The organism is Chryseobacterium lathyri, from assembly GCF_003290185.1.
GTDB lineage: Bacteria > Bacteroidota > Bacteroidia > Flavobacteriales > Weeksellaceae > Chryseobacterium > Chryseobacterium lathyri.
In genome coordinates this window covers 138,675-152,511 of sequence record NZ_QNFY01000014.1, presented here as the reverse complement: position 1 = coordinate 152,511, position 13,837 = coordinate 138,675, and the positions used below count along the sequence as shown (strand labels likewise).

Below are 13,837 nucleotides of genomic sequence, written 5' to 3'. Positions count from 1 at the left end.
AATATTAATATATTAAAATATAAAACATATTAACACTAAATATATAATTTTATAATTCAATCAAATAACAACAAATTACTATGAAAACAACATTTAAGGTTATCTTCCTGACAGCAGCCCTAAGTTCGGCTTTTATCCTGACGGGCTGCGGACAGGAAGACATCAAAACAGATTTAACGGAAAATCCAAACGACCTTGCTATGAAAAGCATTCTTGCAGCAAACGCGATTGTCCCTTTGGCTGATTGTCTCGCTCCGGGATGGGCTTCCCAAAACGGCGGAACAACCGGTGGCGGGACCGCAGCCGAAACTACGGTTACAACCTACGCCCAATTAAAAGCAGCTATCGAAAACACTGCCGTAAAAGTTATCAAAGTAACCGGAACAATCACGGTTACTGCCCGTTTATCATTTCAGGATCAAACCGGAAAAACAATCTACGGAACGAGCGACGCTAAATTGGTTTCAACAGATCAGACAAAAGACGGTTCGGGAATTATCAATATTAAAAGATGTAACAATATCGTCATCCGAAATCTGATTTTCGAAGGTCCGGGAGCTTACGATACAGACGGTTGGGATAATGCTATTTTAGACGATTGCCGGAATGTATGGATCGATCACTGTGAGTTTAGAGACGGCGTTGACGGAAATTTTGACATTAAAAACAAGTCCGATTTTATCACGGTTTCCTACACAAAATTTCACTATTTAAAGCCGCCAAAAGCCGGCGGTTCGGGTGGAACCGATGATCACAGATTTTCAAATCTTATTGGTTCAAGTGACACTTCAACAGCAGACGCCGGAAAACTGAATGTAACATTCGTTCGCTGCTGGTGGGCTCCGGGCTGCAGAGAGCGCATGCCGAGAGTGAGATTTGGAAAAATCCATATCGTTAACAGCTATTTCAACAGCTCTGTGAGCAATAAATGTATTGCTGCAGGCGTTCAGGCGAATATTCGTGTAGACGGAAACGTGTTTGAAAATGTAAAAGAGCCTATTAATTTAATGAGCGGATATACGGCCGTTACCGTTACTTCAAACAACACATTTACGAATGTTACCGGAAATACGGCAGGAAGCGGAACAGCTTTTATTCCTCCTTATACAATTCCAACTTTATCTCTATCTTCAGTAAAATCTGATGTGACAGCAAATGCCGGAGCAACTTTAAGTGGAAATATCTGCAACTCTTTATAGGATTAAATACTAATTGCGAAAACAAAAAAGACTGAGAAATTCTCAGTCTTTTTTGCTATTGTGAGGAACGTAATGACGCAACAATCTCTCCTTCTCAATTCTGTAAATATCAAAAATCTATCTTCTAATTTTCTTTCTTGTATCAGAAGCTTTTTCCTACTCTCTGAACTCGCTAGTTTTCAGGTTTCCGGAGTGCTGCCTACAGTGCCACCTTATTCTTCTCAGCCCACTTCGGAAACTCTTTATTGATCAGTTTATCTGCAGAATCTCCAAACCAGCTGTAGCCGTTTCTTCTTTCTTCAGAAACTTCGTTGTAGTTGTATTTTACGCTTCCGTCACGGTCGCCAAAAAGAGGCTTGTTATTATTGATATCATAAAATCTTGCCCAGATCACCGAATTTTTATCTTCAGCCAACGTTCTGATTGCTTTTCCGTTTACCTTTGAAACGTTGTAGCTGTATCCTTCAATTTTATTTTGTTTAAACCAGTTTACAGCAGATTTTATTGACTTTTCAATTTCGGGGGTGACAGGCTGCAGCATCAAAAATCTCACAATTCCTACAGATTCACCGGTTGCCAGAGAAATAGGCTCAAAAGCCCGCGCTTTATCTGGTTGAAGAGTAATTTCGTTGTATTGATCTGCCCAGATTGTGGGAATTCCTTTTTGCAAAACCTGAGTTTTTAAGATACATCCGATTCCTTTTTGGATGGCTATTTTTGATTTTTCTTTTAGTTTAGAATCAACAACCTCAAAATCATTTTTCCCTTCCGCCACATTATATAAGACCGTTAAAGCATTGATCATCGCATCGTCATTGTAAGTGACTTGCTTTCTGTAAATCGCCGAATTCGGGTAATATTGAGGAAAACCACCGTTTTTGTACTGCATTAAAAGAAGATATTGAATTCCTTTTTCGGCAGATTTCAAATATTCAGGATTTTTTGTGGTTTTGTAGGCTTTTATTAAGGTGTTAATTTCCTTTGAAGTGGCATTATTATCAATGGTAGCGTGATCATCCCCGGTTGATTTTATTTTTTTTAATAAATTTTTGTCAATGGGTGCGCTATAGCTCACTACAGATTTATCGCTGAGCTGTTTGCCCCAACCTCCAATTGGAAGTTGGTATACTAACATTTTTTCGGCTAAAGTATCTTTGACCTGGGCAGAAAAAATGGCTGTTGTTAAGGAAAAGACAGCTATTGAAAGTTTTAATTTCATCATTATTTAACTTTAACAATTAATGGGTTGGCAATAATCTGAGACTGTTTTTGCAATAAAATTTCCCAGTCTTTTTGTGTCTGAATCTGTCCGCTTTTCTGCCACGCAAATCCGGCGTAATAAGTCAGATTATTTTGAGGTTTTGTCACAACTAACAGGTTACTCTGATCCGCAGTTTCGGATTTAAAAGCAACAGATCTTTCAACAATTTTAGGATCTACAACCACTCCTTCCCCTACAAAAGCATCGTCAATTTTTTCCCAGTGGAGATAATATCCGTTTTCGTCGTTCAGTTTTGTTTCGCCTTCGTTTTTATGCAGGGTAATTCCGATTGTGTAATTTGGAACCTGCTTTTCAGCCTGAAAATTGGATTCAAACTTTGAAAAATTTGAGCCCAGATCAAGAGAAATCCGTTTTGTTTCTTTTACTCCGAAGTCACTCCACGAATTGTAAGTTAATTCAAAAACCGTTCTTAAAGGGCCATCCGCAATGGTTTTGGAACTCACGAAATTTTGTGATACCTGAAGCTTTTCATTCAGCCAAATTCCGATTCCACCCGTTCCGCGGCTATCTCCAACATGGTAAGGATCATAGCCCTCGCCTCTTGTGTCTTTGTGATAATACAAAGGATCAGTCAGGTAGCCTTTATACCATTTGTTGATCACGGGTTTATCGGTTCTTTTTAACCAGATATCAACACCGCTGGAAAGTGTACTTCCTTTTATCCCTGCCAGGGCTTCTTTCTGACCTTTCGGGCCATAGACACGGAATGCTATTTTATCATTTTCCCAGGCATAATCGTCTACTCTTTCGGGAACCAATCTTGAATACGCTGAAATTTTGCTTTCAGGAATTGGAATTTTAGCATCTGCAATAAGGGTATAAATATTTGTTTTTTTTGCTTCAATATTTGCCTGAAAAAGGAGTTCGTCACTTTTTCCGTCCCCGTTATAATCTATCCATTGAATGGGTAAAATCTTTTTACTGCTATCCTTTATTCTGAGATCAGATTCGCTGTTCGTGCTTAAAAAAGAAGTTAATTGAGAAATGGGTACCGAAACCACTTCATTTCTTGAAAAATTCAATGTATTTTTTACATGAATAGAATTTTGTGCCTTCAGAAAAGGATTAATGCAAACGATTGCACAAATGCATCCGGAAATTAAAAATTTTGTTCTAAACATAATTATTCAATTGAATTGTAAAAATCAAAAATAATGATAACTTTCTTATGAATGTAAAAAAATCTAATTTTTAAATATAAAAGGTTGATTTAGAAAATATCCGAAATAATTTCTTTAACGATAATTGTATGGTTAAAAAAAATATTTACAATATAAAAGTCCTTTCAAATGGTTTGAAAGGACTTCTTTTTAAAATGTATGAAATTAAACTTTGGTAATTTTTATTTAATAATAATTTTAAAATTACTATTCAGATTTTCGCCTGAAACATTGAGTATATAATTCCCTGAGGTTGTTTTGTTTACAATATTTAATTTAAATATTCCGTTTCCATCAGCATTAATTTTTTCTTTGACAACAATCTTCCCTGTCAGATCAATAACTGTCATTGTTAAACTGTTTTTTTTATATTCGGGAAGCTTAATAGAAATCTGGTCTTTTGCAGGATTTGGATATACTGTTCCAACATTTTTGCTGATACTGAATTCATCATTCCCCAATACTGCCTGATTGTACAAAGCATATACCTCCGCTGAAGATAATGCATAGTTGAACATCTTAAGCTCATCAAATGCGCCTTTATAAGGAGCCGGAGCGTTGGCGGTTGATAAAAACTCAAGCTCACCAATATTCCCGATGATCAAATCACTTGCTTCACCGATACCTGTCACCGTACCTTCGTCTCCTTCAGTGCTTAAAGTACCATTGGTGTAAATTCTCATTTTATGTGCAGCAATATCTCTCTGAATCACAACATGCACCCAGTTATCAGTAAAATAATTGACAATAGGTGATGTGATTTCCTTTTTTGTAACGTCATCATCAATAGCATATCGCAGCAGACCTCCTTTGATTTCTACATTAAAACGTTTCCCTGTAGCTCCTGTTGCTGTATTTTTAGTGAAAGAACCTTTGCACAATACATAAAGGCTTGTAGACGAAGACGTTGGGACCATGCTTGTTGGAGCTTTCATCCAAAAAGAAACAGTAAAAGAATGATTATCAAATAAAATATGATTCTGATGAGGAATACTGGCTATGTAGATATTACCAGATGAAGTTGCCAGATCAAGGGCGTTGTTTTCTTTTCCTGGAACTCTTACATTGGCATTATCATAGGCTGTATCTAATATTCCATGATTGGCAAAAGATGTTACGTCTGCAATTTGAGCACCTGCGAAAGGAGCCTCAGCGAATGGCCAGTTTCCGACAAGACCGGGTGCCAATGCACGGAAAGTCCATACATCTCCTGCAGTAATACCAAGGGCATTAGCAGCATCAATTCTCCAATAGTAATTTGTTGCCGGATTTAAATTAGTAAGCTGATATGATGGTGTAGCAGAATAAGGTACAGTAGCAACATTACTTAAATTTAAAGGATCTGTTCCAAAATAAACTGAATATGTTGTTGTATTTGAACTACCATTCCATTTTAAAAGCAGATTTCCACTGTTCAACTCAACGTTATTATTACCAGTTGCGGGAATCGGGTTAATTGCTTTTGTGGGAGCCGATGGGACTGGCGGCGTGGTTACTGACGTATTTGATGTGTAAACTGAAGATTCTGACGCATTCGTTGCTTTAACTCTATAATAGTACTGAGTATCAGGCGTTAAACCGACTTCATTATAACTTGTTGCATTCGCTCCCAATGTTGCAATGACTGTAAAATTAGTACCATTGGTAGAACGTTCTACAACATAATTAGTTTCATTCGTAGCATTATCATTCCAATTAACTGTTAAAGAACTTGAAGGTGAAGCTCCTGTAGTTGTGACTGAATTGGTGAAATTCACATTTGTTGGCGGAATAATGAAATCCGGAGGAGTTGTATTGGGTAAACTGTTAATATAAACCTCAATATTCAGATACGGAGCATGTGTTGTGCTTACAGTCAAAGCATCGAATACATTTGGATTCAGCCCATTAGCTGTTTCCCATGCGTCCGGCATACCGTCATTATCCGTATCTAAAGGCGCCGGAGCACCATAAACGTGTCCTGCGCCGCCATTAGTGAAACCAAATTGAGTTGCTAAATCAGTTTGTACATAAACATAAGTAGCTGTTGTTCCTTTCGACATTAAATCTGAAATCATTAAGCCATCTACCTGATCACGTCTTGGATAGGATGCTCCTACACCTGTAACAATTTTATCGTATGCCTCCTGAGCGGTTAATGCAGGGGTTTTCATCGGATAATCATATGGGTTAGCCATTATTGCTGCCGGATCACCGACAGGATATCCCGTTAAGTTTTGAGGAACTCCAACCCCATCCAATACTCCGTTTTTATTGTTGTCGAAATAATTTCCGGAACCGTATAAATTGAAATTCGCATTTCCTACGCTGAAAGGTGTAGTAACCGTATTGCTTGTATTTGGGCCTCCGATAAAATAATTGTTGATGATATTGGCAAAAGAGCTTCCCGCCGAATCACCTCCCATGATGTATGCCTCCCCAGATTGGGTGTGCCCATAAATATTTCCATAATTACCCCAGTTGTAAACCACATTATTGACAAACTCGTTGATTCCTTTTATTTTATTATTACGGGTTTTATTACAGATATATAAATTTCCGATTAAACTGATCTTCCCTCCCGGCGGGGGTTGCATTAATCCTCCCGCCGAATGATTATGGCGGTGCATTCCTTGTCCTATAATAGAATTCTGAATCGTTATATTATCGGGGCTTGTGCCGTTATTATCCCAGTTAACTGAAAATACTTCGTCTGTACCCCAAGTAAAAGTCATATGATCTAAGATGATATTTGCTCCGTTGGCTATTCCTGATGCGTCCTGGTTTTGAGATGTTCCGCCATAACGAATACGAAGATATCGGGCAATCGTGTTATTGGCTCCCGTGAATGATACCCTGGGTCCCAAAAATAAGATCCCTTCTCCAGGAGCAGTTTGCCCGGCAATTGTGGTATTAGCTGCCACAGCAACAACCGATTGCAAATTAACAATACCTCCCACTTTAAATATAACAAACCGACCCGGCTGACTCACCGCATCACGGAATGAGCCCGGGCCGCTGTCATTTAAATTGGTAACCAGATAAATCTGAGGATTTGCGGCACCTCTTGCTCCCACAGTATATCTGCCAAAACCAGTAGCTTCCGGAAATGCCAATGTTTGGGCACTTAAATCTATAGCAGATAATGCTAATCCACAAAATAATAAAGATTTAAGAGTTCGTTTAAATAGTAAAGGTTTATTTTTCATAAATATCAATTTTGTGTTAACTAATCTATTCACAAAACTAATATCAAGTATCCTGCTCCGTCCTGTCGATCTCTATATCAAATAATTACAAAAAAATCCGGTTAAAAAAATAACTGATCTATACTATTGCAATAAGACAGACCTGCTAAAATTATTTGAAGGTGAAACCTTATAGCACAATAAAATGTTTTTTTCTGGAAACTGCAATAAAGGAACCTTGTTTTACTGCTTAGGATTTCACAGGAGAGCTTCAATACAACCATAAGTTCTGATATCATGAAGTGGAGCCTGAGAAACAATATATATTTCGAATTATGTGTAAAAATTACTCACTTTCGATTGGTGTTTCTTTGATATATTTTAATCACTCAAAACAACAAAAAAACCTTTAAATACTAAGATTTAAAGGTTTTTGATTTTATTTGGTTCCCCAACTTGCGGAGAGAGACGGACTTGTATCTTTTTAAGAAAAGCCCTCTCTATCGGCTTTATGCTGTTCTCTTATTTTATAGGTCACCGAATAGGTCACTTTTTCAAGATTAAGAGCGTTTGTTTTTAATTAGGGCAAAGATATAATTTTTTCTTTTCCTTTCAAAAAAAACGTAAACATCAGTATATCAAATCTTAAAATTCAGTAATCATACACGCTTTTCAATTTCAATATAAATTTATAAGATAGTCATTTACAGATCTTCAATAATTTGTGACTCATTTTTTTCATTAGTATTACGGATAAGATCTAAAACCATATCTAAAAATCCTGTATTTTTATAAAAATAATTAGGATTTTCATTTAACTTTTCTTCTATTTTGTAAAAACCATAATTAGCATATTGTTCCATCGTATCAATTAGATAATCAATAGCTTTCCGCTCTGTTATTTCTCCTTTTTCAAGAGCAATTAAATCTAAATCATTGGTTTTTGCAAGTAAAGCTGAAAAGATATATTCCCTTAATTTTGGATACGCTTTTCTAAGTTTCTTAGAATCTAAATTTCCCCAAAACTGAATAGGCTGCCCAAGACCTTTTGTTTCTCCAGATAATTCTTTTCGTTTATTTGCATACAACCCAATAAAAAAAGCATAAATATAAAGCTCATATCCGGCACCAAAAATTTTCCCTTTACTTGACATTGACTCAACAGATCCTCCTCCATATTCAGTAAATTGTCGTAAAAGTGTTTCTTCGAAATGGGTTTCAAATTGCGGATTCCGTCTTCCCCATACATCATATAAAGTATCTTTTGCCATAATTACTCTTTTATTAAAGTTAATTTAGTTTGAATTGTTGACAAATCTAAATTGCTGAAAGGACGTTGTTTTTCCATTCGATAAATTGTACAATTTTGAACATCAATTTTATTATTGTCTAACATCCCACTTTCTGTTAAAAAGCTTTTTGTAAATATTATGCATTGTTTATTAATATCAGAAATAACCTTGAAAAAATCACTTTCTTTTTGTGGAGAAAACGAGCTGGTAGGAGCGTCAAAAATAAGTGGATAGTCATTATCTCGTTTCAACGCCGTCAGGTCAGATACAGCAAATAATACAGACATATACATTGTTGTTTTAAGAGCTTGATTTGGACTTGATATAAATGTGTCATTTCTATCTTGCAAAGCAATTCTGGCAGCACCATCTGCTGATTTAATTATTTTAATTATTCCATAAAATCCATCTATATTAAGTCTTTCAAGATATTGATTAGCCTTATCTTCTAATTGAAAAAGAAAATCTTGTGTGTTTTTTTCTTTTGCATTTTTGAAAGCATTTTTGATTTTATCCAATGCACTGTGAATTTTTCGATAGGTATCAGCCACAGACCCCTTAGCCAAATTATTATATTCTTCTTGATATTTTTCTAATTCTTTTTGCTTTTCACTTTCTTCCTTTTCAAGGATTACAACTTGTTTCTCTGCTTGACCTTTATAATCCCACCAATTTTTGATATTTTCATAAGCGTTTTGTAGTTGTTCTTCTGTTAACCCATCATTTTGAGCTAATAATTTCTTTTTATTTTCTTCCTCTATATCAATACTTTCCTGAATTTTATTAGCATCAGTCTTTCTTGCTTCATTAAATTCAATAGTATCTCTAATTATGTTAATTAAATTGTTTATTTCTGCTTGATTATATTCTAAATTACTACTTTTTTGCTCTAATTCTCGTAAAAAACTATTTGGAAAAAGTTGTTTTTCAGTTTCCTTTTCAATTGGTTGTTGACTCTTAATTAAGTCATTAAGTTTATTAACCATAAAATCGTAAGCATCCGTTCCTTCTTTCGCTTCACGACCACACACCTTGCAAAACTCATCTTTAATCATCTCTTGCATAGAGATTTTATCAGGAATATTAGGCGATAAAGGAATAATACCCTCAGCTATTTCTTTGGCTAATTCTTGTTTACCTTTCAGTTTATCTTCCTCACGTTCAAGCTTCCTTTTCTCTCTACTGAATAGAGACACTTTTTGTTGAAATTCTTCAAAAATAGAAGAAAATCCTCCGAGAATCCACATATCATCAAGAAGTTTTATAGAATATTCTTCATTGATATGCTTTTCTGTTTGAGCCTTTTTATCTCGTAATGATTTTAGTCGTTCATTAATAGCTTTTAGTAACTCACTCGCTTCTTTACTATTTTCAATTTCATTGAGCTTCGTTGAGTAATTGGTTGCATTTTCTCTATTACTTTTTAACCTTTGGCGTATATCACTTAAGTCTTTTCTTAACAAATCTAGCTTTGAACTTAGATCCTTTTCTTGTTGAGAGTTTTGTTTATCTGATTTCATCGCTTTTTCAAACGCTTTTCGAGATTGATATTCAGCATAATCAGTAAAACCAGACGTGTCATCCTCTCCATTATAATAAGGCTCAAATTGTCTGATATTTGAAAAAGTTTCAATTAGATAATTTAAAGCATCAGGATTATTGAAGACATTAAGATTTTCTTCTCCTTTAAAAAGACAGTATTTGCGTATAGCTGCTTCAAAACAACGGTCCAATAATCTTCCTCCTTGAATTGGAATTCTTTCAGCGCCCTCATTTTCAAAACCTTTGAATTGAAAATCACCTGTCTTTATTTCGTTGTTAGCATCTTTAGAAAACGAAAATGATTTTTCTACAATTTTCTCTCCATCATGCTCGAAAGTCATTGATACACGCAGAACATCACTTTCAAATTCCGGTAACTCAGATATCTTTTTTTCAGAGATAAGACGTAAATCCAGATTTTGTTTTGAAGTATCAAACAACCATTCTAATGCCTCGAAAAAAGTAGTTTTACCATCCCCATTATCTCCAATGAAAATCATTAATCCATCATTAAATTTAATTGTATTAACTCCATAATAGCTCCGAAAGTTTTCTATTGTGATTTCTTTTATAATCATAGGATATTTTGATTAAGATAGTTAATTACCTCATTGTAAGTTTCCTTAAAAATACTTCTATCAGAGCTTCCTGCAACTCCTTCAATAATTTTTGCTACAGCTACAACGATCGGGTTCTCAGAATTTAAAGCATCGTCTACTGTAGGGTAATCCTCAGCATTAAATTCATAAAATGAACTTAGTTTATCATCAGAAAGTACTAATTGTAACATTTTATCTTTATTATTCATTATTGTAGAGATTTAAATTATAGTAATTCATAATATCTAAAAGTGTATTAATCGTATAAGAGCTATTTTCTGAAAGCAAAGCAAAATTGTTAACACGCTCTAACTCCTTTTTCAACATACTTCTTTCCATCTTGTAACTTTCACTATTAGGGTTGATTTCAGGAATTACAACTAAATCATGAATATATGCAAATTGTTTATCCGGATGTTTCCTAAGAATCCGACCACGACGTTGTACAAATTGTCGAGGATTTCCAGTACTCGCACAAAAAATAGCTAATTCAGAACGTGGTACATCAACTCCCTCATCCAAGCATTTCATTGAAGTAAGCACGTCAATTTCTCCATTTGCAAATTGTTCTAAAATATATTCTTTATCACTTGTCCCTGAAACAAATTGCTTAATTGTTGTTCGTTTATCAATATCCCTTACTGCTTCAGTAAAGACATCAATTAAGTGGGTTGCATCATAGTCGTTTTCAATTTCATCATTTTCTGAAAAATAATCTGTTTCAAAATATTCGTTCGGGTCATTACCTTCGGGAACATAAACCAATGTATATTTTAAGTTGCCTTTCTTTTCGTACTGTTCCTTTAGAATATCATTAAAAATAGATATTTTATTAAATGCTTTATGTATAATTCGCTTTCTCGCTAATAATAATGCTGTTAAAATAGAATTTTTGCTGAAACTATCAGATTCACTTTTATAGAATTTTGATATTTTATGTGATAACTCCATATAATCTTTCATTTCAGATTCTGTAAGGGTAACTATATGAGGATAATAATAGTAACGGCATAATACTCCTTTATTTATGGCCTCCTCCATGGAATACTCATACGTATATTCATTTTCACTATTAAAAAACAAAAATAGTCTTTTGTTCCCTTCATCATCAAATTGACGTTCAGGTGTTGCCGAAAGACCAATTCTCCGTTTGCAATTTACTTTGGGTAAAAGCTTCAAAATTGTACCCGAACCCATATTGTGGCATTCGTCTGCAATTAATAAAGTTTTTGCAGGTAATTGGTTTAATTCAGTAAAAATATTATCTCTTGCAAAAGAAGCATACGTTGAAATTACAATATATGAAACCTGTTCCGTTGGAGAAAGTCGTTCCCTCGTTAAAATAGCTGAAAAATCATTTCTCCAACGACTTTTTGAACAAACTTTTACAATATTTATAAAATTGAACTTTTTACATTCATTTTCCCATTGGTTAACCAATGTAATTGTAGGTACAAGAATTAAGGCTTTATAATAACCTGTTTTTTTATAAATCTCAAGTAAACAATTCAAAGAAGTGATTGTTTTTCCTGTACCTGTTGCCATTGCAAACAATCCTTGTTGATTATTATTTTTCCAATTATTAAAAGCAATTTTTTGATACTCTCTTGGACCTTCAGAATATGGAAATTTCGGATTTCTTGAGTTTTTATCAATATCATCATAAAGCTTAACAATAGTTTGTTTTAGCTTATGGTTTTTAATGAGACTTCTTTTCTTTTCAAATAGTTGTTCCTCCTGAACAATTAACTCATCAACACTTTTATTACCAAACTTATCTTTAATTGCAACTTCTATTTCATTTGCTGACAAATACTCAACATCTTCATCCTTTTCGGAAAAATAGTCATCAATAACTCTTAATTGTTTTTTTATTAGTTTATTTGACCTCTCATCTTCCCAACCTAAGAATGCTTCTAACTCCTCCAAATTTTCTGATAAACCAAATAAGGTAAAGTTACAAGAAGCCTTATATCCTACAGAGTTTTCTCCATCATTGAAAACACCTGATTTATAATGTGCAATTCCTCTATTGTGTTTGGGTTTGATTACCTTAATTTCAATTCGCTTTTCAGCAATCATATATGCCAAGCATTCGAAGAAATGTGTGTCATATTCATCAAGCACTTTGCCAAGAGAAACTACATCTGACAAATCAAACATTTTGTTCAGATTATCAGAACTTTGTCCATTTTCTAAAGCTTCTTTGTCTTTTTCGGAAAGCAAATGATTGATGACCATTCGCATTTTTCCTCCTTTACTAATAAATGTTGCAAAACCAACAGAAAGTAAATTGATAGCTGCTGAGCTGAAATAACCTAGCAATAAATGAAATTCGGAACTATTAGCTAAGCCTTCCAAATAAAATTGCAAAGGCTCATTTTCTGTTCCTGTCTTATAATCCCTATCTACAGACCAATCACAATCTTTAAGCATCTCCTAACGTCGTTTTAGTTAATTCAGAAATCGTTTTAACCACTGTTTTTATTTCTTCTTCTGTATTAAATTTTCCTAATGAAAACCTAAGTGAAGCAAAAGCATCATTATTGTCCAACCCCATTGCTGTAAGAACATGTGAAGGTTCAATCACCGCAGAAGTACAGGCTGAACCATTGGAAACAGCTACATTTTTCATCCTACCTATCATAACAGTGGCATCACGTCCCTTGAAACAAATATTACTTACATTATAAATTCTCCTTTCTGTACTTCCATTCACGAATGTACCAGGAATTTTGAGCAATTCATTTTCTAAATCTTTTCGTAACAATACAATTCTTTCAGCATCTTGCTCCATTTCTTCTTCTGCAACCTCACAAGCTTTGCCGAGAGCTACAATACTTGGAACGTTTAATGTTCCACTTCGTAAACCATTTTCATGTCCGCCTCCGTGTGTATACGCGGGAAGGTTAATTCCTTTTCTTATATACAGAGCCCCAATTCCTTTAGGTGCGTACATTTTATGCCCGCTTAAACATAGTATATCTATTCCTAAATTATCCACATCAATCTTAATTTTCCCAACTGCTTGTGTTGCATCTGTCATAAATAAGGCCCCACTATCATGAACAAGAGAAGCAATTTCTTTTATCGGTTGAATTATTCCAGTTTCATTATTTACATACATTACAGAAACCAAAATAGTATCTGAACGCAGAGATTTTTTCAGCTCGTCCAAATCAATTAATCCACTTTTTTGAACAGGCAAATAAGTAATTTCATAGCCTTTAGTTTCAAGGTATTTACAAGTATCAAGTACTGCTTTATGTTCTGTTGAAACAGTTACAATATGTTTTCCTCTATTGAAGTAGCTTTCTGAAACACCCTTTATTGCTATATTTATTGCTTCAGTGGAACCACTCGTGAAAATAATTTCTTTTTCATCTGCACTAATTAGATCGGCAATTTGTGTTCTTGCCAATTTTATTCTCTCATTTATAATTATTCCAAAATGATGGGTACTACTTGGATTGGCAAAGTTTTCTTTTAGAAATGGGAGCATCACATCCAATACTCTCGGATCTATTGGAGTGGTGGCATTGTAATCAAGGTATGATATGTTATTCGTATTTAACATTATTCTGATATTTCATTGT

The 13,837-nt window shown here is 34.5% G+C and carries 9 protein-coding genes; 1 reads left to right on the top strand and 8 read right to left on the bottom strand.

Annotation, left to right across the window (positions count from 1 at the left end; genetic code table 11):
* Positions 1-80: 80 nt before the first annotated feature.
* Positions 81-1,199: a pectate lyase family protein gene (locus tag DRF61_RS18835; protein ID WP_111959924.1), complete on the top strand. Its 1,119-nt coding sequence runs from the start codon at positions 81-83 to the stop codon at positions 1,197-1,199.
* A gap of 199 nt (positions 1,200-1,398) precedes the next feature.
* On the opposite strand, the gene pelA is transcribed toward DRF61_RS18835, so the two are convergent.
* The 8 genes from pelA to DRF61_RS18795 form a co-directional block, all read right to left on the bottom strand.
* On the bottom strand, positions 1,399-2,421 hold the full coding sequence (gene pelA, locus DRF61_RS18830) for a pectate lyase (RefSeq protein ID WP_228452553.1): 1,023 nt from the start codon (positions 2,419-2,421) through the stop codon (positions 1,399-1,401).
* Positions 2,421-3,602, bottom strand: coding sequence for a DUF4861 domain-containing protein (locus DRF61_RS18825; RefSeq protein WP_111959922.1), 1,182 nt, complete (start codon positions 3,600-3,602; stop codon positions 2,421-2,423). The genes pelA and DRF61_RS18825 overlap by 1 nt, the downstream gene beginning before the upstream one ends.
* Positions 3,603-3,823: 221 nt before the next feature.
* The gene (locus tag DRF61_RS18820) at positions 3,824-6,829 is read right to left on the bottom strand and encodes a LamG-like jellyroll fold domain-containing protein (protein ID WP_111959920.1); all 3,006 of its coding nucleotides are present in this window, start codon (positions 6,827-6,829) and stop codon (positions 3,824-3,826) included.
* A 683-nt stretch (positions 6,830-7,512) separates the two neighbouring features.
* Positions 7,513-8,079: a glycoside hydrolase family 15 gene (locus tag DRF61_RS18815; RefSeq protein ID WP_111959918.1), complete on the bottom strand. Its 567-nt coding sequence runs from the start codon at positions 8,077-8,079 to the stop codon at positions 7,513-7,515.
* 2 nt (positions 8,080-8,081) lie between these two features.
* Positions 8,082-10,220: an AAA family ATPase gene (locus DRF61_RS18810; protein ID WP_111959916.1), complete on the bottom strand. Its 2,139-nt coding sequence runs from the start codon at positions 10,218-10,220 to the stop codon at positions 8,082-8,084.
* Entirely contained in the window at positions 10,217-10,432 is a 216-nt protein-coding gene (locus DRF61_RS18805; protein ID WP_146896922.1) for a hypothetical protein, read from the bottom strand. Before DRF61_RS18805 ends, DRF61_RS18810 begins: the two co-directional genes overlap by 4 nt.
* A 10-nt stretch (positions 10,433-10,442) precedes the next feature.
* Positions 10,443-12,677, bottom strand: a complete 2,235-nt coding sequence (locus tag DRF61_RS18800) for a DEAD/DEAH box helicase family protein (RefSeq protein WP_111959908.1) — start codon at positions 12,675-12,677, stop codon at positions 10,443-10,445.
* The gene (locus DRF61_RS18795; RefSeq protein WP_111959906.1) at positions 12,670-13,818 is read right to left on the bottom strand and encodes a cysteine desulfurase family protein; all 1,149 of its coding nucleotides are present in this window, start codon (positions 13,816-13,818) and stop codon (positions 12,670-12,672) included. Before DRF61_RS18795 ends, DRF61_RS18800 begins: the two co-directional genes overlap by 8 nt.
* Positions 13,819-13,837 lie beyond the last annotated feature (19 nt).